Here is a 20,506-nt window from a genome sequence, read left to right on the forward strand (position 1 = left end):
AATGAATCCATACCGGTATTTATTACCGATTCATAAATGATCTGTTGATTGTAATAGTTCACATTGCTCCTGAAAATGCATGTCAGGCGAGAATTTCCTTGACGACTCTTGGACTGTTTCCGACACCTGTCAGGCGTTCATTCAATCCATTCCGGGGGATGAAGAGCTCTTCGTGGTTTAGTCCGAGCAGATGTAACATGGTCGCATGCCAGTCTGGTACACTAACGCGGTTTTCCACGGCGGCAAAGCCCAGTTCGTCAGTTTCTCCCAGAACCATACCTTTCTTGACACCTCCACCTGCCATCCAGGTACACAGAGCATTCTTGTTATGATCGCGACCCGATTTTCGTTCATCTTTATCCGCAGTCAATTGTGCAATGGGTAAACGACCCATTTCACCACCCCACATCACAAGCGTATCATCTAATAAACCACGTTGTTTCAAATCTTGCAATAAGGCAGCAACCGGTTGATCTGTTCGCTGACAGGCAGTTTTCAAATTTGTCGCGATCGCGCTATGAGTATCCCAGATTTGGCTGTTGATAAATAATTGCACGAAGCGAACGCCTCTCTCAACGAGACGGCGTGCGATCAGGCATCTGCGACCATATGATTCGGTCACTTTTTGATCAATGCCATACTTCTTTTGCGTTTCTTCTGTTTCTTGAGAAAGGTCGAGTGCGTCAGAAGCTGAAATTTGCATTCGTGCAGCCAATGCATAAGTTGATAAACGAGATTCTAACTGACGATAATGTGATCGTTTTTGTTGATGAATTTGATCCAGGCGTGAGATCAAATCGCGTTCGAGTTTTGAGACTGCTTCGGGTTGATCGTAGCCCGGTTTCAAATTCAAGACCGGAGAGCCAGTCGCACGAAAACGAGTTCCCTGATGTTGCGCAGGTAGAAAGCCGGATTGCCAGTTTTCGATTCCGTTGACAGGTAATCCGAGTGGATCATCTAAAACAACATACGCAGGCAGGTTTTTATTTTCACTTCCCAATCCGTAAGAGACCCAGGCTCCCAATGCCGGATGTCCTGTAAATTCGCTGCCTGACTGAATTTTGTAAAGTGCAGGTTCGTGTGTCAAATTGGTTGTGAACATCGAACGAATCATGGTGATTTCATCAACTTGCTTCGCCAGATGCGGCATAACATCAGATACCCACATGCCGGATTCACCATGCTGGGCAAATTTGAAGGGGCTCTTCATTAAGGCACCAGCTCGTTCAGGGAATTCGACTTCTCCTGCAATTTTGTCAAAATGCTCCTTCCCATGATGTTTATCCAGAAACGGCTTGGGATCAAACAAGTCCATTTGACTCGGTCCCCCGTTCATGAATAAATGAATCACTGACTTGATTCGCGGTTTGTGGTGAGGTCCGAGTGTCGGTGCCTCTTTATGAGTTGGAGTTTTTGAATCCGCATACAAGTCCTGACTAAGGAGCCAGGTCAAAGCGGCCCCTTGAATTCCTGTAGAGACTTGCTGGAAAAAATGGCGTCTCGTTATGTTCTTTTGCGAAGAGTAATGATCTTTCATGCGATGGCTCTTAATTTTATATGAATCTCCAAATCGTTATCCTGATTCAATCAATCGATGTACTGAAACTCAGCCAGATTGAAGACGGCATGGCAATAATTAATCAGTGCCTTTTGTGTCGGTGGAATTTGATCTTTTTGCTGATAATTTGAATCTTGCCATGTTTTTGTCATTTGTTGCATTATGTCGTCAGCTATGGTTTTTTCTTCCGCGGTGGGATTCCGACTGAAAGCTTTTCGATAAATCTGGACAATTTGTGCTTCTGGAACTGGTCCAACTTCAGATTGAATTTGAGAGGCAAAATCTATTGCTAATTGATAAACCATTTTATCATTCATTAAGTGCAACGCTTGTGGCGCCACAAGTGACTTGCCGCGACTGATACAGTTTGGTCCCATTTGTGGGTAGTCAAAATTTTCCAGAAGGGTTGGGATTTGTGTACGACGCTGTCGAATATAAATGCTTCTTCTCCACCCCTTTTGAGTCCGCTTTGATGTTACCAGACCATCAGAACGAACTTCAACCGGATCCGCGGGACCAAAAGGAGTTTCGTCTAATTGACCGGAAAGATAAAGCAGAGTGTCTCTGAGAACCTCGGCTTCCATGCGCTGCAAGGGCATTCTTGACAAGAGGCTTCCATCGGGATCTCGTTGTAATGCTTTCTTTGTGATCGAAGAATTTTGTCGATACGTGTTTGAAGTGACAATTAAGCGGTGCAGGGATTTAAGACTCCAGTTTTGACGTACAAACTCGTTGGCCAGCCAGTCCAATAATTCTGGGTGGGACGGTTTTTCTCCTGCGCGTCCAAAATTGCCTGGTGTGTTGACAATTCCCCTCCCGAAATGATGCAACCAGATACGGTTCACCATAACTCGCGCCGTCAATGGGTTATCGGATCGAGTTAACCACTTCGCAAAAGCGAGTCGACGACGAATGGAATTCCGATTATTCTCAGGTATGATGGAACTGAATGGATTCGCTTTTTGAATAAGGACTTCTGGTACTCCGGGTTCAACCAGGCGTCCTGGAGTGAGGTAATTCCCTCGTTTCAAAATATAAGTAGGAGAGGGACTTCCTCGCGACCAAAGTGCCCGAATACGGGGCTCCTGCTTCATTTTCGATTTGAGAACCTTCATCTGATTTTGGAGATCATCAGATTTCTTTTTATATTCCTGATCCAGTTTTTTTAATTCATCAGGAGAAGGAGTTAACAGTCTTTTATGCTTTTTCAAAAGTATTTTTTGCTCATCAGTCTGTTGAGACGCTTTAGTGGAAAACGCAATTAAGATTGTTTCACGCTCCGATTCAGGAAGTGACTGAATGCCTTTCTCTCGCTGTGTTTTTAATGCTCTTGCTGTCCGTTCCTTTAATTTTTGTTTAAGTCGTTCAATATCGGCTGTGATGAGCTGGTTATGCTTTTCATAATGACGTCGTTCTTCAGATGTCACGTGCGGTAAGGTGCGTGGTCCTTGTGATTTCAGCCAGTCATGTTCATCGTAAGCCTCTTTAAAGATGGCTGTCAGACGGTAATAGTCTCGTTGAGCTATGGGATCAAACTTATGCGAATGACAACGTGCACATTTGATGGTCAATCCCATGACTGCCGACCCCAGGATTTCCATTTCGTCAGAAATGACTTCGAGGCGGTCAGGCACAAAATTGGTGATATTGGCAAAGGTACGATCTGGGGCAGTTCTCAGAAAACCTGTCGCAACGAGACAGTCATAGACCTCTTGTGTCACTTCTTTACTTTGATAATCGACCAGTTCATCACCTGCGATTTGCTCCATCAGAAAGCGTGAGTAAGGCTTGTCATTATTGAAAGCGCGAATTACATAATCGCGGTAGCGATAGATATGTGGACGTAACCGATCCTCGTTTTGAGCCCCTTCCGAATCTGCATAACCTGCAACGTCAAGCCAATGACGTGCCCAGCGCTCTCCATAGCGTGGTGATGCCAATAATCGATCTACCAGCTTTTCATATGCTAAAGGATCAGTGTCATTGATGAAATGTTCGACTTCATTGGGAGTCGGTGGTAAACCTGTGAGATTGAAAAAAAGTCGGCGTATCATTGTTCTCTTACTTGCCGCTGGAGACAAAGTGAGTCCGCGTTGTTCCAGCTTTCGTAGAATAAACGCATCGATTGGATTTCTTACCTGGTTACTGTGTTTCACTTGAGGGGGCTTCACTTTTGAGGGAGGCTGAAACGACCAAAACTCGCGATCTTTCTCAGTTACAAGAGCATCGGACTGATTTTTATCGTCTACCGAGGGATGCTTTACTTCCGGAAGCTTGAGCGCAATCCATTTTGAGAGCCGTTTCAGCTCATTCACCTCCATGGGTTTGACACTGACTGAGACCAACTTCCGACGTGGTGGCATCTCACCTGACGCGATACGCTGGATGAGAAGACTTTTTTCTGGTTCACCAGGAACAACTGCTGGTCCTGATTTTCCACCTTTTAAAATCGACTCTTTTGTTCTGAGATCGAGCCCCGCTTCCTTGCGTCGGCCTCCATGACAGGCAACGCATCGTAAGTGAAGCAGGGGAATAATATCATGTTGTGTCACTGAAGGTTTGGTTTGAACTGTTTCACGAAACTTCGCACCAGCAGAAATCCAGTTGCGAATCTCATTCAATTCTTTTTTACTCAGATGGTCTTTCCCATCTGGTGGCATTTCGCCTGCGTTGATCATTTCGATTAAGAGGCTTTCGTCCGGATCTCCGGCTTGCACGATACGACCCGATTCGCTTCCATTTTGAATGCCTTGCGCAGAACTGAGATCAAGGCCCGCTTTTTTTGTTTTTGAGTTATGACAACGAAGACATTTTTCAGTAATAATTGATTTGACAGCACTTTCATAAAAAATGCTGTCCCTGATTGTTGTATCTTCACTGGCTGTGAGGTGACTGGAGTTAAATGCAAATAAACAGAGGGCGATCGTCTGACTAATCACCATATTAGGATGAAAAAACAGCGGGCGATCTAAATATGCCAGCAGTTTATCAATCATGATTCTTCTCCGAGGCTCTACGAACTATCTCATTATACGAAAAAGATTTACTCAATTCACTCAAAAAACAAATTCCATAGGAGTGCAGCAGACAAACATCCATAACAAAGAGCACAAACCACCAAAGCGCATCGACGCCAAATGGGGGGACGTAACTCCAGAGGCAGGAGTTTTGTATTCAAGATCAAGATTTGAATGGCGGCAATTGCCAGGACCGGGCCAGCAATTGCACCCAGGATTTTAAACAAGGTAATGGCATGCCCCCAGTGGACGGCAAAGAGGCCCCAGACAGTCGCGATTGCCAGAAAAGAGTAATAGAGACGACTGACGCTCATCTTGCGACGCTCACGCAAGTGGGGACTCGCCACCCAGACGATGTCTGTAACCGTTCTAATCAGGACGTCCGTGTTACTCAAATGAGTTGACATCAACACCCAGAATCCGTTCAAGAGAGCCAGAATCCAGAATCCGCTCCAAAGCTGATCTGCCATGTAGCGTGCCTGAAAAGCACCAGCTGCCATGTGATCCATATTCGTGTTTTCGGGAATGACTGCTGTTGCCAGATTTACATTCAGAAACATTCCAATAAGACATCCCATTCCCCACAGCCAGATCTGATCGGCTGAGACATACTTCCACCAGGAATTCCAGTTATGAAGATTCTCTTTATTGATCGGAAATACCTTACCAACGGGAGAGAGTTTCATTTCACTGTGGCTGAAAGCGCTCGTAATCGATCCGACTTTGGCTCCCATTCCGAATCCTTTATCACGATACCAGTTGGTGATCACTAGGTTTCCAATGCCTCCGGAACCGGCCGTTGCGGCAAAGGTCGCCAGTAATAACAGATCGACATCAGCCGGGAGACTTCCAAACTGAAAGAATCCTGTGAGTGTCTTCATCCAATGCTCAAAGGGTACAAATAAGACATTGACGAGCGTGAGGAACGAAAAAATGAATGAGATCATGATCCATGAAAAATATTCCAACATGCGTTCAATAGTTTTGCCAGAGAGCAGAATGCCGACCGTTATCAAAATCACGGTATAAGTAAGGTAATGGAGAATGGTTGTATCCCCATCACCGGCCATACGACCTGCAAAAGAGGCAAAAAGCACCGATGCACAAGCTGCGGCCAATGCCGGGACACCTAGTTGAGCAATTGTGGCGAAGATGTAACCAGAGGCCCAAAATTTAGAACCCGGTCGCAATCGCATAATTCCCACCAGAATTGGCTCGCCCGTGTATAACGTGTAACGAATGGCTTCCAGATTAAAGAGAAGTTGCAATGCGATGGCGACGGTTGCGATCCAGAGAATGTCCATACCATACTTCACCGTAATGGTAGGACCGATGAGCCACTCACCGCCGCCAATTGATCCGGCAAGCAAGATTGCTCCCGGCCCAATTGTACGAAACAGGTTGCGTACCGAGAACGGCGGTGGTGCAGGCAAATCGCTTTCATTCCAGGGAGCAAGGTTCCCGAATCGCATTGATTTCGGTTGTTGATGAGAATCTGAATTCATCATGTCCTTTTCTAATTGTCTGACTCACAAGCTTGTTTGATGAATGATTCTTCGCAGCAACATTGCTCTAATACCGTCCGATCTGGCTCATCACCGGCGTAGACCCAGATCATTGCCATCGCTTGATCCGAACGATTGATAAATCGGTGGGGTCGTCCTTCAGGAATACAAGCTGTATCACAATTTGACAGTCCATATTCACGTCCCGCTACCTGACAAACGGCCGTCCCTTCGACGATTGTAATCGATTCATCAAAACCATGGATATGGCAGGGTAGCGAAGCTCCGGGTTGGAAAATACCGTAACCACCACAAATACCCCGTGATCCAAACCGGCCAGCAAACAGATCGCGAAAGAGTGCGTTTTGTGCTAATTCATAATCAGGGGCAGACTCAAACCGGATTAAGTCTTCCGTTACAGAGGAATCGGTTTCAGTACAATCTTTGTTTATAAAACTGGTTTCTACCCATTCGCGTTTTGGCTCCTCGCTGGCGAACACGCTGAAGCAGGAAACAGGCAGTTCACTCAAATCATTTTGAACCCAATGTGCTACGCCCGCTGGCACATGGAAAGCATCATACCGACCAATCTTGTAACGTCGTCCTTCAACAATGACATGTATATTTCCCGTAATCGGTATTATGACTTCGCTGACTGGGTGACGATGAGCTGGAAGCATCGCATCCGATTGAAAAGTAACAATCCCCGTAGAAAGTCCTCGTGCTCCCAGAGTGCTCGAAACGAGAGGCCTGAGCTCAACACCATCAGCCAAGGGAACGGTTGCTGACTCATTGCTTGAGATAATGGCTTCCAGGCGTTCCTGTTGTAGCGTTCTATCTTTCATCTCGACTCCCCGACTTGCTCGAAACTGGTTCACAGCCCGGAATGGAAATCTGACTGTCATGGAATGCTGGATTTGTCTCGTTGGACTCAATAAAACCATGCTCGATATTGAGTGATCGACAAGTGGTACAGATCTGTTTCCAGGTGATCTCATCCAATTCGATTCCCTGTTCTAAACGCTGGGCTTTGGTGCGCTGTTCCAGTTCGCCTGGCATAAGAATTTCACCATTGTGGTTGATGGTTCGTGAACTCTTTACGAATGATATAAAACGCTCTACTTCTGGAAAGAATTCATTATCAGATCCAAAGAAACGACGGTCAATGATTACGGACAACATACCATTGGCTACGCGCGAAGCATTTTTCGGATTTGTGCAGGAACTGCCAGTGAGGGCGCCCGCGAGCATTTCAATAATCAGTGAAAGGCCGGAGCCTTTATGGCCGGCGATTGGAAGAATCGCACCGGGAGGATCTCCATAAAAGCATCTGGGGTCGTTGGTTGGATTTCCTGCTGAATCAATCAAACAACCATCTTCAACCATTGTTCCCTGGTTGAGTGCGACACGAATTTTCCCTTCCGCGACCGTACACGCTGACATATCGAGGATGATCGGTTTGCTGTCTCCGGTAGGCACGCCTGCGGTGAAGGGATTCGCAGAGAGCCGACGGTCAATTCCACCGAAGGGAGCAACCAACATCCCTGCACCACTGGTGTTGACAAAATGCAAGGAGAGCATTCCAGCTTCTGCCGCCATCTCCGCCCAGTCGCCAATGCGTCCCAGATGCCCTGAATTTCGCAAGGCGATGACGGTGACACCATGTTGGGCTGCTTTATTGATGCCCAGTTGAATCGCTTCTTCGCCGACGATTTGTCCCAGGCCGAATTGTCCATCGACAACAGCGATCACATCATTTTCAGAGATAATTCGAATGGACTGATTCGCAAGAACCTTGCCATCGTGCAACCATTCCACGTACGAAGGTATCCGAATCACTCCGTGCGAATCGTGTCCTACCAGATTGGCTTCGACGAGGCGTTTTCCAACTTGATGCGCCACGTCGTGTTTGCAGCCAGCTTTGATAAAAATCTCTTCAGCGAGTGTTATCAGCTGTTCGTGTTGGAATTTCATTGTGGAACCTTTTTAGATTGATGAATGAATTTCTGGAGACTATGACAGTTGGGGGAAACAAGTCCACGATTGCCGCCCGCAGACATCGTCACTTCGCTAACATAAACATCACCGTGCGAGTCAACCCAAACGTCATGCGGGGCAAAGAAGTCTCCCGGCGCGCAGGGAGTCTTACCACCTCCCCAGCGGGACTGTAGCTCTCCTCTTAAATTAAAGATACTCATTCGCCCGCCTGTGGCATTCGGAATTGGTGGATGTGTGCCTGACCACATTCCCGCACGAAAACCAAGTTCGGCAACATACACGTTGGAATCGTCACCGATAAAAACTTCACATGGTCTGGCGACATCATTCCATTCATCCTTATATTGACCATCGGCCGTAAAGATCTGAATGCGACTGTTCTCTCGATCGGCAACATAAACATTTTCATTGCGATCGATGGCGATACCATGTGGGATTTGAAACTGCCCGTGACCATCTCCAGGTTCTCCCCAAGAGAGTAGCAATTTACCATCAGCGGAAAATCGATGAATTCGTGCGTTACCATAACCATCGGTTATGTAGAGGTCGCCGCTGGGAGAGATTGCCAGATTGGTCGGAAAATTAAAAGGGGGGCCGGCACGTTGAATGTTTCGATAATCGACGCTGGTTGCACCGGTATCAGAGTAAAGTCCGCTGGTTCCCAATGTCATCAGTAACTGACCATCAGTTGAAAATTGTTTCACTGTATGATCCAGATCATCAACGCAGTAAACCGTGTCATCCGAGCCAATCGTGATCCCATGTGCCCGGGCAAAAACTTCCTCCCCCCAAGATTCGATGAACTCGCCTTCCGGGCTAAAGATGGCAACAGGATGCTTACCTCGATTAAACACATAGACTTGGTCCTGTGAATCCGTTGCCACCGCAGTGACTTCGACCAGATCTAAGTCTGAGGGCAAACTTGGCCACTTCGTTGAGACCCGATAGCGGAACGCATTCTCACCGACTTCAACTGTCGCGCCATTTTGATCCTTAGATGTGTCAATCGTCATTGTTTTCTCCGCAGTGTAGGGTGATGCCCTTCTGTTTTTACTCGCACTCGGTACAGACTCTTATCAATTGTCACATAGAGAATATTCTTCTCGTCGCCGATTCCAAACTCGACATTACTGGGGATGCCTCTCCAGTCTTCAAACTCACCGCTTTGGTCGGTCGGTCCGGTTGGTAGAAATGCAAGTTCCTTTCCATGCGGATCAATGACCATCAGTCCGGGCTTTTTGAGACTTCGACACGTAAGATAAATATTGCCATGCGCATCGACGGTCATCCCATCGCATCCGGCTTGCTTGCCGAAGTCGACCAGAGTGCGTCGCGGTCCCGAAATCAATCCGTTTTTGTCGAGTGGAAATTCATAAACCTTCATCGCACCTTTGGTGGGTGGTGGGGCATTGGGGGCAACGTTGATTCCATCACTGCCGTTATTATGGTCTCCCACGTAAAGGGTCCGTTCATCCGGGCTGAGTGTGATGCCATTTGGTTTTTCCACATCGCGTGTGATTTCGATAATGCTTAAATCCTTGTTGAGACGATATACTGCACGATATTTAAGTTCCCGTGGTTCATCACCAATATAGCGGGGATCTGTGAAATAGATTCGACCTTGTGAATCGATACACAGATCATTGGGTGCATTGAGGCGTTTTGCATGAAAGCGATCAACGAGAGTTGTGCCTTTGCCTGTTTTTAAATCCCAGCGAATCAGGCGCCGACCGCCCCCGTCTGCTCCATCACATGAAATCAGGAACCCATTTGTATCGAAGGCCAGTCCGTTTGATTTACCACTATCATTCGTGAATACTGTTGTTCGTTGTGTTTTGGGATCAAAGCGGAGAATCATACCATGATCCGCTTTCCCAAAAGGCATATCGGTAAAATAAATGCTCCCATCGGGGGCGACTGCAGGTCCTTCTGTCAAGCCGCTGTTGATTTTTGCTTGACGAGTAAATAGCAATTCCAGTTTCACATTGTCGGGAAAGATAGGGTTCTGCTTAATTCCGTCAGCTCGAATGAATGGTGAGGTTACGCAATTGCAAATCAGAATGGTAATAGTTAAAACAATCCAGCGCATTTCGGAGTCCTCTGGAAGCTGATATACTTAAAGTTGTAACAGAATGTTATTCTAGGTCTGCTCAGCATATACTGTGAAATCAGAATCAGCCGAATGTCAGTTGAAATCGGACGAGAGATAAAATACCCAGGCACACCACAATGAAGAAATCACGCGTTTCTGGATCGCAAAAAGAATCTTCAAATCACGCAGATCTCTTGATTGACGTCGACAAGAGCTATTTAGCATACTCACTTCCTGTGACACGACCGTTTGTCCATTTCAGGTCGGGACACTTTCCTGCGGGGACAATCACTCAAAAACACAGTCACTCCATTATGGCGATGCACGGAAGCCTTCAAGGCCCACTTACATTAAAGACTTCTATTGGTGATTACACACTTGATGCCGGCGACTTCTGCATTCTTGCTCCTGGAACTCATCACTTCTGGTCTAATTCTGGGACACACACAGCGGCGACCATTTCGTTTCTGATTGATACCGATCACCCAGGCCGCTGGTCAGCCGGTTCGGGTGTTGTTGAAGCCTGTGGTGAGTTAGGTCAGTTAGTTCAAGACGTTCATTGTTTCAGTTCCTCGGGTGATCCAGACCTGCAACATGCCTTCTGGCAAATTGCTGACCAGCTTACGATTGAGCGTCCCTGGAAAAAGCTGGGAGTGACCGGGCGACTGTGGACATTTTTATCGATTATTCTCGAACGTTTGTCACCAGAATTAATCAACGAATCCCAACATGATGTGGCACAGCAGATTCGGCGTCTTTTGCTCAGTCGAGTGAATGATCGATTAACAATTGCTGAAGTGGCTGCAGCAGTTCATGTGGGCGCAACACAAGCCAAAGAAGTTTTTCGAACCACATTTGGTTGTGGAATCATGGCCTACTTCAACGAACTCAAAATCTGGCAAGCCAAACGACTGCTCTGTGATCCTAACCTGACTATCGATCAGGTAAGCAGCAAGCTGGGATTTTCTTCACCAACCTACTTTAGTCAGACATTTCGAAAACACACGGGGGAAACACCGTCCGACTTTCGCAAGCAGCGGTAAGTCATTGGAATGATGATGCCAGGCGGCAGTTCTTCAGGAAAGCTTTTCATTTATCAAAAAAATACTGATAACAATGTTATCAGTAGCAGATTCCTATTCCCGTTTACCTGATCAGAAACCGGAACAGTATTTGGACAATCCATTCTCTTGCAAAAAAACTGTAGGTGATTTGTAAATCACTCTGAGGCGATCCTCAATTTAAGCAATGATTTCCTTCACTACATTTCCAGCCACATCAGTGAGACGATAATCGCGACCACTGTGGCGGTACGTCAGCTTTTCGTGGTCGACGCCCAGGAGATGGAGAATGGTGGCCTGGAGATCGTGAACGTGAACGGGGTTCTCTTCGATGTTAAAACCAAAGTCATCGGTACGACCATGGACGTGACCGCGTTTCAATCCGCTGCCTGCCATCCAGAGACTGAAGGCATTCGGATGATGATCGCGTCCTTCTTTACCAGCGGTGCTACCGCGGCGGACTTCACCCATGGGAGTACGGCCAAACTCACCCGCCCAAACAACGAGTGTGTCATTGAGCAAGCCGCGTTGCTTCAGGTCTTTGAGCAAGCCACCGGCAGGCAGATCCGTCATACCGCAATTGAGCTCGAGACGCTTATCCAAAGAACTATGATGGTCCCATGTTGAATGAACTAAATGCACGAAACGCACGCCCCGTTCCACCATACGACGTGCTAACAAACAGTTCGTTCCGAAGGAACGCGTTTTTTCAGCATCAATCCCATACATGGTTCTCGTAGCAGCAGTCTCCTTACTGAAATCGAGCAACTCTGGGGCGGCACTTTGCATATGGAAGGCCATCTCATAGGAGGCGATGCGTGAGGCAATCTCGGTATCACCTGTAGACTGTTGATGCATTTGATTGACATCACTTAATACGTCAAGTCGAGCGCGTTGTGTTGAAGCACTGATGCCATCTGGACGTTTGAGATAGAGAATGGGATCGCCGGAGTTACGGAACCTGACGCCACGATAGGTCGAAGACATAAACCCACTGGACCAAAGCGAACTGCCAGCACCTTCCAAGCCGTGACCATCATCCGATGTGAGGACCATATAGCCCGGCAGGTTCTTACAGGCACTACCAAGTCCGTAGTTGACCCACGAACCAATGCTTGGATTACCAAACAGTGGCGTACCGCAGTGCATCAATAATTGTGCGGGATCATGATTGCTCTGCTCACTGTGCATCGAACGAATGAGGCATATCTCGTCTGCCATTTTCGCAGTGTGTGGCAGCAGTTCAGAAATCTCAACTCCACTTTGTCCCCGTCGTTGAAATTTGCGGGGACTGGCCATCACTCTTTCGAGTATTCCCCCGGTAGCGCTCTTTTTAGCTTGTACGAGCGACTCTGGGATCGGCTCGCCGTGTAAGGGAGCCATCTTTGGTTTTGGATCGAATAGATCGATATGTGAAGGACCTCCCATCATGAAGATGAAGATCACGTTTTTCGCACGAGGTTTAAAGTGTGTCTGAGAAGCGACTGTATGGCCTTCTTGCGTAAGCAAATGCCAAAGTGCCATTGCGCCAAATCCATGGGAGTTCCGGGTCAGGAAGTCGCGGCGCGAGAAATTAGAAGTAAACATCGATTAGGTTCCTATGGTTATTCACGAGTAATCGTTTCATCAAGGTTCAGTAATACACTGGAAAGCGCAATCCACGCTGCATATTCCACAGGATCACCCTGGGGCGTCGATTCCAGTAGTAGCTCGCGCATCGAAGATGGTTCGTTATTGAACAGCGTTTTCTGCTGTTCAAGATACTTGAGTAGTCTCTTCGATTCTGCTGGTTGCGGAGGACGCGCAAGGACCAGCATATACGTATGGTTGAGACGGCTCTCATTGGAACTTCTTGACTCACGCATGACACGTGATGTAAGCGACCGTGCCGCTTCAAGGAAAACAGGGTCGTTCAATAGATTAAGCGCCTGCAACGGTGTATTGGAACGTTCACGTCGCGTGCAGCTGCTACTGGTATCTGGCAGATCAAAAGTGACGAATTGGGCAAAAGGGGAAGTACGTTGAATGAAAGTGTAAAGACCACGACGATAGCGATCTGCCCCCGAGCTTGTCTTCCACTCGTTACTATAGCCAGCTTTAGAGACGCTATCGGGTTGTTGTGGTTTTACACTAGGGCCACCAACCGTATGAGAAAGTAGCCCGCTTATTTCGAGTATCGAATCTCGTACCATTTCGGCAGAAAGACGGAGTCGTGACTGTCGTGCGAGTAATTCATTATCAGGATCGTGTGTTACGAGTTCCGGTCGAGCACGTGAGGACTGCTTGTAAGTTTGAGAAGTCACGATCACACGTAGTACTTCTTTAGTACTCCAATTATGCTGCTGAAACTTTAGAGCCAGCCAGTCGAGTAACTCAGGATGAGAGGGCCGATCTCCACGCACCCCGAAATTTTCTGACGTTGCCACGATACCGCGACCAAATAGCTCCTGCCAAAGACGATTTACTGTGACACGCGCTGTGAGTGGATGTTCTGGTGAAACCAGCCAACGTGCCAGTGCGAGACGGTCTGGCTGACTCTTGTGTGCGTTAAGTCGAGGTAAAGCTGCTGGGGTGCCTGCGTTCACTTTTTCACCATGACGACGATAATTTCCTCGAATATGAATGTGCGTTGCCCTAGGAATGATCGACTGCATCATCCCGGGAGCACGTGTCAGTTTTGGAAGTTCGTTTTTCCATGTTTTGATCTGAGCACGAACTTCACTCAGTTTGAGTTCCTTGGCTTTGGCATTGTAAACAGAAGGGATGTTGTCCAGAAAATAGTCAAGTAATCGATCTTGTTGATCCTGTGTCCTTTGTGCGAGAGGTGTCTTTATAATATTGAGTCCTTCCAGTTGTCCTTCACCCAGATTTTGCCCCCACTGAAGTCCTAACAGTTCCAGTTTACGATCCCAGGAAAAGTCATCACCCGGATGTGCTTCGGCATGCAGGATTTGTTTTTCCCAGTCCGCCTGAAGTGTGGCAAGGGGCTCAGAAATCGGTGCGAGTCGCTTGCCTCGCTTTTGATCGTAGACCTGCTTTGCTTTGAGCCAGGGCTTCAGTTCACCGGGTAGCGGCGCATTGAAGTTTACTTCATCTGCATTATTGAAGAAGTCATAGAATTGGTAAAATTCGCGCTGTGAAATGGCATCGAATTTATGATCGTGACATTCAGCACAAGCAAAAGTGAGTGCGAGCCAGGTCGTACTCACAGTCGAAGTACGATCGATTACTTGCCGCACACGAAATTCTTCGAGCCCTGCACCTCCTTCACGGTTACTCAATGTGTTACGCAAGAAACCGGTAGCGGTCCGTTGTGAAACGGTGGCATTCGGAAACAGATCGCCTGCAAGTTGCTCGATTGTAAATTGATCAAAGGGCATATCACGATTAAACGCGTCCACCACCCATTGCCGGTATCGCCAGGCAACAGGGCGAAGGAAATCTTGAAGATAGCCATCGCTGTCCCCATAATGCGCGAGATCTAACCACCAGCGTGCCCAACGCTCACCAAAATGCTCGGAAGCGAGCAAGCGGTCAACGACTCGCTCATAGGCATCGGTCCGACGATCATTAACGAACGCGTCAACTTCCAATGGTGAAGGGGGGAGGCCGATCAGATCGAGACTCAAACGGCGGATTAACGTCGATCGATTTGCTTCCGGTGAGGGGGTAATCTTTTCCTGCGCCAAACGTGTCTGAATGAAGCGATCAATGGCATGATCAACCCCAGCTACTACAGGCGGCTCTTGGTATTGGGGAGGAATGAATGCCCAGTGTGCTTCGTATTGAGCGCCTTGCTTTACCCAACGGCGTAATATTTCCTGTTGGTCTGCTGTGAGTTGCTTCCCTGACTCTTTGGGTGGCATTAGTAAATCAGTGTATTTGGTGAAAATGCGTTGAATGAGCGCACTCTGACCTGTCTTCCCCGGTATGATAGCCCGTGCTCCGGATTCCAGCGTTGCCAAAGCACCCTTCTCAGAATCGAGCCGTAACCCGGCTTCGCGTTTTGTTTTATCAAAGCCATGGCAGGTAAAACAATTCTCCGCAAGGATGGGCAGTACATCTCGATTGTATCGCACTTCTTGAGCGATAGATGATCTGTCTTGAATTAAAACCATCATCACTGTAGCAACAATGGCGAGCCAGGCAGTCCAGAATTGGCTGGATACAAAGCGGGGAAAGGGTGTCATGACAATCTACTCCAGTAATTGTGTCAAAAGAGGCATAGCACTCATTTGAATAAACTATAATGTAGACCTGATACATCAGACAGGATATAATGCGCAAATATTTTGATGTTTTGCGCAAACGCTTTTTTCTGGTCGAGCTTTGTATGTCAACTAGCCAACCACAAAGAATTGCTTTATTGATTGACACTTCAGTTACTTTCAGTAGCCTTGTGATTCGTGGGGTGGCTCAATTTGCACGCGAACAACCTTCCTGGCAGATTTTCTTACAGCCACGGGGAGTTCGTGAACATTCCAGCGTCCCCCGGCATTGGGAAGTGGAGGGGGTAATTACACGTGTGACACACCGCACACAAGCTGCAGCCTTAAAACGGTTGGGTATTCCGGTAATCAATGTTTCTCGAAGTGTCGTACCAGGATTTTCGATACCACAAGTTCGGATTGATGAATGTGAATCGGCGCGATTGGCTGCGACACATCTATTGGAACGAGGATTTCGCTCACTTGCATATTACAGCGTACCAGAGCATCCTCATTACGAAGATCAGATGGAACCTACTTTTGCGGAAGTCGTACACAGTTGGGGAGGAACTTGTAAGTACTTCAAACAGTGGCGTCGTAAACGTTCCAGCCAAAATGTGACACTTGCAGAATTGGGCGCCTGGTTACAAACGCTTCCTAAACCAGTTGGTATTCTTGCCTGGGATGCCGTACATGGCCACCTCCTTTGTGAAGCATGTGTCTCAGCCGGATTCCGGATTCCTGAGGAAGTGGCAATCGTTTGTGGGGAAGACGATGAGCTTTTCTGTCAGATTTCTTACCCTCCTTTATCGGCCGTCGATTGTGGACCAGAGCGTATTGGTTATGAAGCGGCTGCTCTACTAGCGCGTTGTTTAGCAAATAAGCAGCTAAAAACAAAGCCGAAACTTGTCACTCCGGTTGGTATGTTGGCCCGCCATTCAACTGATGTACTGGCTATGGATGATCGGGAACTGGCGCAAGCTCTGGAATTTCTGCGTAAAAATGCCTATGGTCCATTACAAGTTCGTGATGTTTTACGTCAGGTACCGTTATCACGTCGTGCTTTGGAATTACGATTCCGTCAGGTGCTTGGTCGCTCCCCAGCCGCCGAGCTGCGCTGGTTGCGCGTTACCAAAGCGCAAGATTTACTCACAAATACAAATTGGTCTATGCCGAAAGTCGCCGCAGCGAGTGGTTTTTCACAAGTCGAAACGATGAACCGTGTCTTTCGCCGTGAGCTACAACAAACACCAACGCAGTACCGCCGTTCGACACGAAGTGGCAAGGTTGTTTAATCGAATTCCTTCTTTCGCTGTTTGGCAGAGCTTTAATGGAATTCGCCTGCACTAGAAGTAGCTGATGCTGACATAATCGCCTTTGGTTCACGCGCATTGGAAATGGCTACGTCGTAAGTGATGTCACCACTTTGATAAAGTTCCATTAAGATCTGGTCCATCGTTTTCATTTGAAATTTGCGACCTGTCTGTATTTCACTATAGATGTGGTGAACCTGTCTTTCCCGGATATGATTTCGGATAGCCGAGGTGGCGATACAAACCTCGCAGGCAAGTAAACGCTCAGAACCTGTCGCATGTGGAAGAAGTTTTTGTGAAATGATTGCCTGGATACTGTTGGCCAATTGGACTGTAATAGAATTTTGTTGTTCTGCGGGAAAGACGCTATAAATTCTCTGGATGGTTTGCACTGAGTCTGGAGTATGCAGAGTTGCTATAACCAGATGTCCTGTTTCTGCAGCTATCAATGCGGTTTCAATCGTTTCTAAATCACGCATTTCACCAATGACAATGACATCGGGATCCTGCCGTAGAACGTGTCTTAAGGCACTTTGGAAATTCAGCACATCTCCTAATACCTCTTGCTGAATAATAATGCTGCGAATATTGTCATGAGTATATTCAACCGGATCTTCAATCGTGACTATTTTAGCGCGACGTTGTTGATTAATCGAGTGAATCATGTAGTTGAGTGTGGTGGTTTTTCCCATTCCCGTTGGTCCAGTCACCAGAATTAATCCGCTAGGTATCCGCGTCAGTTCGTCGATAACGGGAGGAAGCCCTAATTCATCCTTTGTTCTTACATCAGATTCACATAGTCGGATCGAGAACTCGGGAACTCCAGAGTGATAGTAAACACTCACACGATAGCGTCCAATACCTTCGGTATACTCAGAAAAACAAATTTGCCAGTGTTCCTCAAAGAACTTTTTCTGTTTCTCGTTCATGATTGAGTTATAGAGTTCAAGCAGGTCTTCTTTGAGGAGAGGGTGACCTTCAAGAGGTCGGATATCACCATTAATCCGAAGTGAAGGAGACAACCCACGTACCAGATGGATATCGCTTGCTTTAAAAGAGCGTGCTCCTTTAAGGATCTTTTCCAGAGTCCAACTCATCGGATTCTTTCTAATGCTTTTCAAATATCTTATTTTTCAGCCAACATTGGCCATAACTTTATTGAATCGAATGCAATAAAAATCGGTTCGTCATTTTGCGTTCCTATTTTCGACCAATCATTCGTTTAAGAAATCGTCCTACACTCCAGCTACTTTGATTGATCTCGAATAAGCGTTGTTCTGCTTCAACGTGGTTTGGGCAAAGCTCTAAACAACGTGTAAAATTCATTTCGGCAGATGAAGTGAATCCCAACTTCTGTCCACAGACTCCTAAAATGTACCAACAATAAAATGAGTCAGGTGATTTCTCGACAGCCACTCTAGCCCGCTGTTGTGCCTTACTATAAGAACGATAAAACAAGTAGATCAGAGCAGTTTCCAAAGAAACCAACCAATCATTATTGGCAAGAAAAGCCTTATCGAAACTCATAACATCACCTGTTTTTTTGGTTGCGACAGAGAGCTCACCTCGAACTTGCCATTGATAAGCAGATTCACCTCTTTGCATGATTGCGGCATCGCTTAAAGTATGTGCCGCTTTGATATTACCAAGTCGGCACTCAGCTTGAGATTGTCCTGATAATAAATCTGGATTGTTGGGAAACAGTTCCAGTGCTTTCTGACTCCACATTTTGGCTTGTGGGTACTCAGAGAGTAGAACCAGCATTTGTACTTGTCCCACCCATGCCATTACGTGTGTTTTATCTTCTTCTAACGCGCGGGAATAATAGCGTAACGCGTTTTCATACTGGCCAATGCGACGATTATGATCAGCCTCTCGTACCCAATGGGAAAAGTCTTTCTCAATGGGAGCGGAATTCTCTCGACCAGATTCTTCGGGAGTTGAATCAAATTCCAATTTATCAAATCGCACTACTTCAGCTTTCGTAAACGAGGATTAGAATAAGGTGATCCGCGAAAACGGATAAGAACGGTATATCACACGGCCGCGCACATTTCCGGATTGGATCAGACACACTTGTCTAATGTTCTGCGCTCTGATTAAGGCATTGGTTACGGGAATCCGTCCTGTCGGATCAATAAAGTAGGAATCTGAGGGAACTCTTACTCTAATCGTGAGATCTTTGGCAAATCGCTTACTAGTTGGAAATGGGCTGATCTCACCATCGACAAAGAGAACACCTTCTTTGATAGTCACTTCTTGTCCCGGTCCTGCAAGCACGCGGCTCACTCCAGTATCGGTAACTCGATACTGGGGGACTCGCTCACGAGTTGTGTTATTTATTAAGGCCTCTGAATTTACATAATGAACATATTCTCCTGGAGCTAGTTGTATGTTCTGCCTGACCCACAAGATGTCTTCTGCTCGAAAGGAGCCATAGTCGTTCACCATGGTTTGAGGGCGTATGATTTGAGATATTCCCCATCCAACAGGGAGATAAAATAGTAAGTAGAGGCAGAGGCCGATCAGGAATCCTGAACTAATTCTTTCTTGGACTGATGTCTTGGCAGCAAAAACAACATCAGTAATTGATCCGAAATGCAAAGCAAAAGCAAAACCTATCAACCAGGCCCCCAAAAGGGTTCCCATAAGCAGAATACCTGAAGATAAAAAGAAGAGGTATCCAAAGAAAAAGAAGCAAGCCCGTCGAGGGCGATTGAATGTCAATTGCAACCAGCCTGGGATGATCCAGCGAAATAGCATGCTCCTGTTGAACTTTAATGCTCCCCCGTAAGACAAAAAGTCAATGGAAGTATCTATTTGACCCGAGAATCGTTCTGATAATGCAATTTTTAATCGTGCCCAGCCCGGTAAGCGCAACGAATTGGGTTTAGCACGCGGGGGATTTACATCAATTGTCGCGTCTGCCAGCTTCAAAGAAGTACGACAGCGTGCACAAAGGGCGCTCCCTGGCATATTTTCAAATTGACAGCTTGGACATTGCATCTAAAAAGTCTGCGGTTAATGATTAAAAAAAATTAGTATTTTCGTTTTACATCGATATGAGATCGCACCTGTTGTTCGGTTTCATAATATTCACTAGTCAGTTCACGGGATTCTTCCTGTCCTAGAATTTGAGCGAATGATTCAGCTACATCCAGGCAGCGAGGGCCTTTGATACCAACTGTTTTAACGGTGACTTTACCGAATTTATCGATTTCTATCTCAAGTTCTTCTTGAGCCATGTTTTAGTCCTTTACCAGTTTCGAATACGAATTTTAACGGATTCCGTTTCGGTCATACCTTCTTCAACGATTGTCATATTTCGTTCTTTTAATTCTGTGACAACACGGTGATAGGCGTATTGTTGTGTAACACGGCCCATTAATTCTTCACCAATTTGACGCAGCTCAGATTTAGACTTCCCTTTGCCTTCCATACAAAGTTTCAGTGCTCCTCGTGCATCACGTGTGAAGGTTGCTTTGATACCATCTTTTACAACAACCATCTGTTCTCCCGTTCCTGCTGAACCATCGAGAACTTCACTATTTTCGACTTCAATTTCTTCGCGAGTCATGTTCTCACTGAACGCTGATTCGAGTTCAGCTGTATTGACAACTGAAAATCCTAAAGAGCCCACACCTGCCGCTACCGCTGCCGTGATGACAGGCCAGTTGGCGATAATGATGGGAGCCACAACAATGACTGAACTCATGATAAATCTCCTCGGATTAATCGGGATGTATACTTATTC

16 protein-coding genes are annotated in these 20,506 nt (G+C 46.7%); 2 read left to right on the forward strand and 14 right to left on the reverse strand.

The window, feature by feature from the left end; genetic code table 11:
• Positions 1 to 82: 82 nt before the first annotated feature.
• The 7 genes from V202x_RS19765 to V202x_RS19795 are packed head-to-tail and all read right to left on the reverse strand — an operon-like array spanning position 83 to position 10,167.
• A complete protein-coding gene (locus V202x_RS19765; RefSeq protein ID WP_145178533.1) occupies positions 83 to 1,537 on the reverse strand; it encodes a DUF1501 domain-containing protein in 1,455 nt (484 codons plus the stop codon).
• Positions 1,538 to 1,587: 50 nt separating this feature from the next.
• Positions 1,588 to 4,554 carry a PSD1 and planctomycete cytochrome C domain-containing protein gene (locus V202x_RS19770; RefSeq protein ID WP_145178535.1) on the reverse strand — a complete coding sequence of 989 codons (2,967 nt, stop codon included), beginning with the start codon at positions 4,552 to 4,554 and terminating at the stop codon, positions 1,588 to 1,590.
• A gap of 56 nt (positions 4,555 to 4,610) precedes the next feature.
• On the reverse strand, positions 4,611 to 6,083 hold the full coding sequence (locus V202x_RS19775) for an Nramp family divalent metal transporter (protein ID WP_232098587.1): 1,473 nt from the start codon (positions 6,081 to 6,083) through the stop codon (positions 4,611 to 4,613).
• Between the two features lie 8 nt (positions 6,084 to 6,091).
• Positions 6,092 to 6,925 (reverse strand): cupin domain-containing protein, encoded by an 834-nt coding sequence (locus V202x_RS19780; protein ID WP_197992985.1) that lies wholly within the window; start codon positions 6,923 to 6,925, stop codon positions 6,092 to 6,094.
• Positions 6,915 to 8,054: a malate/lactate/ureidoglycolate dehydrogenase gene (locus tag V202x_RS19785; protein ID WP_145178539.1), complete on the reverse strand. Its 1,140-nt coding sequence runs from the start codon at positions 8,052 to 8,054 to the stop codon at positions 6,915 to 6,917. The genes V202x_RS19780 and V202x_RS19785 overlap by 11 nt, the downstream gene beginning before the upstream one ends.
• Positions 8,051 to 9,091: a peptidyl-alpha-hydroxyglycine alpha-amidating lyase family protein gene (locus V202x_RS19790; RefSeq protein WP_145178541.1), complete on the reverse strand. Its 1,041-nt coding sequence runs from the start codon at positions 9,089 to 9,091 to the stop codon at positions 8,051 to 8,053. The genes V202x_RS19785 and V202x_RS19790 overlap by 4 nt, the downstream gene beginning before the upstream one ends.
• Positions 9,088 to 10,167 carry an SMP-30/gluconolactonase/LRE family protein gene (locus V202x_RS19795; protein WP_145178544.1) on the reverse strand — a complete coding sequence of 360 codons (1,080 nt, stop codon included), beginning with the start codon at positions 10,165 to 10,167 and terminating at the stop codon, positions 9,088 to 9,090. Before V202x_RS19795 ends, V202x_RS19790 begins: the two co-directional genes overlap by 4 nt.
• A gap of 140 nt (positions 10,168 to 10,307) precedes the next feature.
• On the opposite strand from V202x_RS19795, the gene V202x_RS19800 reads away from it, so the two are divergent.
• The gene (locus V202x_RS19800; RefSeq protein ID WP_145178545.1) at positions 10,308 to 11,213 is read left to right on the forward strand and encodes a helix-turn-helix domain-containing protein; all 906 of its coding nucleotides are present in this window, start codon (positions 10,308 to 10,310) and stop codon (positions 11,211 to 11,213) included.
• A 198-nt stretch (positions 11,214 to 11,411) separates the two neighbouring features.
• Here V202x_RS19800 and V202x_RS19805 read toward each other — a convergent pair whose 3' ends face one another.
• Together V202x_RS19805 and V202x_RS19810 are read right to left on the reverse strand one after the other, a co-directional pair.
• The gene (locus V202x_RS19805; protein ID WP_145178547.1) at positions 11,412 to 12,818 is read right to left on the reverse strand and encodes a DUF1501 domain-containing protein; all 1,407 of its coding nucleotides are present in this window, start codon (positions 12,816 to 12,818) and stop codon (positions 11,412 to 11,414) included.
• 17 nt (positions 12,819 to 12,835) lie between these two features.
• The gene (locus V202x_RS19810; protein ID WP_145178549.1) at positions 12,836 to 15,421 is read right to left on the reverse strand and encodes a PSD1 and planctomycete cytochrome C domain-containing protein; all 2,586 of its coding nucleotides are present in this window, start codon (positions 15,419 to 15,421) and stop codon (positions 12,836 to 12,838) included.
• 143 nt (positions 15,422 to 15,564) lie between these two features.
• Here V202x_RS19810 and V202x_RS19815 point away from each other — a divergent pair, with 143 nt between their 5' ends.
• A complete protein-coding gene (locus tag V202x_RS19815) occupies positions 15,565 to 16,734 on the forward strand; it encodes a substrate-binding domain-containing protein (protein ID WP_197992986.1) in 1,170 nt (389 codons plus the stop codon).
• A gap of 32 nt (positions 16,735 to 16,766) precedes the next feature.
• Here V202x_RS19815 and V202x_RS19820 read toward each other — a convergent pair whose 3' ends face one another.
• The 5 genes from V202x_RS19820 to V202x_RS19840 form a co-directional block, all read right to left on the reverse strand.
• Positions 16,767 to 17,849, reverse strand: a complete 1,083-nt coding sequence (locus tag V202x_RS19820) for a type IV pilus twitching motility protein PilT (RefSeq protein WP_145178553.1) — start codon at positions 17,847 to 17,849, stop codon at positions 16,767 to 16,769.
• Positions 17,850 to 17,952: 103 nt separating this feature from the next.
• Positions 17,953 to 18,723: a tetratricopeptide repeat protein gene (locus tag V202x_RS19825; protein WP_145178555.1), complete on the reverse strand. Its 771-nt coding sequence runs from the start codon at positions 18,721 to 18,723 to the stop codon at positions 17,953 to 17,955.
• Between the two features lie 24 nt (positions 18,724 to 18,747).
• Positions 18,748 to 19,758 carry a hypothetical protein gene (locus tag V202x_RS19830; protein WP_145178557.1) on the reverse strand — a complete coding sequence of 337 codons (1,011 nt, stop codon included), beginning with the start codon at positions 19,756 to 19,758 and terminating at the stop codon, positions 18,748 to 18,750.
• A 32-nt stretch (positions 19,759 to 19,790) separates the two neighbouring features.
• Positions 19,791 to 19,997: a DUF2997 domain-containing protein gene (locus V202x_RS19835; RefSeq protein ID WP_145178559.1), complete on the reverse strand. Its 207-nt coding sequence runs from the start codon at positions 19,995 to 19,997 to the stop codon at positions 19,791 to 19,793.
• An 11-nt stretch (positions 19,998 to 20,008) separates the two neighbouring features.
• On the reverse strand, positions 20,009 to 20,467 hold the full coding sequence (locus tag V202x_RS19840; protein WP_145178561.1) for a DUF1257 domain-containing protein: 459 nt from the start codon (positions 20,465 to 20,467) through the stop codon (positions 20,009 to 20,011).
• Between the last annotated feature and the right edge of the window lie 39 nt (positions 20,468 to 20,506).

This window comes from Gimesia aquarii, from assembly GCF_007748175.1.
In the GTDB taxonomy this organism is placed as follows: domain Bacteria; phylum Planctomycetota; class Planctomycetia; order Planctomycetales; family Planctomycetaceae; genus Gimesia; species Gimesia aquarii_A.

Coding starts and splice junctions, on each gene's coding strand:
- V202x_RS19820 (WP_145178553.1), bottom strand. CDS start 17,849: ATGAGTTGGACTCTGGAAAAGATCCTTAAAGGAGCACGCTCTTTTAAA.
- V202x_RS19775 (WP_232098587.1), bottom strand. CDS start 6,083: ATGATGAATTCAGATTCTCATCAACAACCGAAATCAATGCGATTCGGG.
- V202x_RS19765 (WP_145178533.1), bottom strand. CDS start 1,537: ATGAAAGATCATTACTCTTCGCAAAAGAACATAACGAGACGCCATTTT.
- V202x_RS19800 (WP_145178545.1), top strand. CDS start 10,308: ATGAAGAAATCACGCGTTTCTGGATCGCAAAAAGAATCTTCAAATCAC.
- V202x_RS19840 (WP_145178561.1), bottom strand. CDS start 20,467: ATGAGTTCAGTCATTGTTGTGGCTCCCATCATTATCGCCAACTGGCCT.
- V202x_RS19810 (WP_145178549.1), bottom strand. CDS start 15,421: ATGACACCCTTTCCCCGCTTTGTATCCAGCCAATTCTGGACTGCCTGG.
- V202x_RS19795 (WP_145178544.1), bottom strand. CDS start 10,167: ATGCGCTGGATTGTTTTAACTATTACCATTCTGATTTGCAATTGCGTA.
- V202x_RS19815 (WP_197992986.1), top strand. CDS start 15,565: ATGTCAACTAGCCAACCACAAAGAATTGCTTTATTGATTGACACTTCA.
- V202x_RS19780 (WP_197992985.1), bottom strand. CDS start 6,925: ATGAAAGATAGAACGCTACAACAGGAACGCCTGGAAGCCATTATCTCA.
- V202x_RS19785 (WP_145178539.1), bottom strand. CDS start 8,054: ATGAAATTCCAACACGAACAGCTGATAACACTCGCTGAAGAGATTTTT.
- V202x_RS19805 (WP_145178547.1), bottom strand. CDS start 12,818: ATGTTTACTTCTAATTTCTCGCGCCGCGACTTCCTGACCCGGAACTCC.
- V202x_RS19770 (WP_145178535.1), bottom strand. CDS start 4,554: ATGATTGATAAACTGCTGGCATATTTAGATCGCCCGCTGTTTTTTCAT.
- V202x_RS19790 (WP_145178541.1), bottom strand. CDS start 9,091: ATGACGATTGACACATCTAAGGATCAAAATGGCGCGACAGTTGAAGTC.
- V202x_RS19835 (WP_145178559.1), bottom strand. CDS start 19,997: ATGGCTCAAGAAGAACTTGAGATAGAAATCGATAAATTCGGTAAAGTC.
- V202x_RS19830 (WP_145178557.1), bottom strand. CDS start 19,758: ATGCAATGTCCAAGCTGTCAATTTGAAAATATGCCAGGGAGCGCCCTT.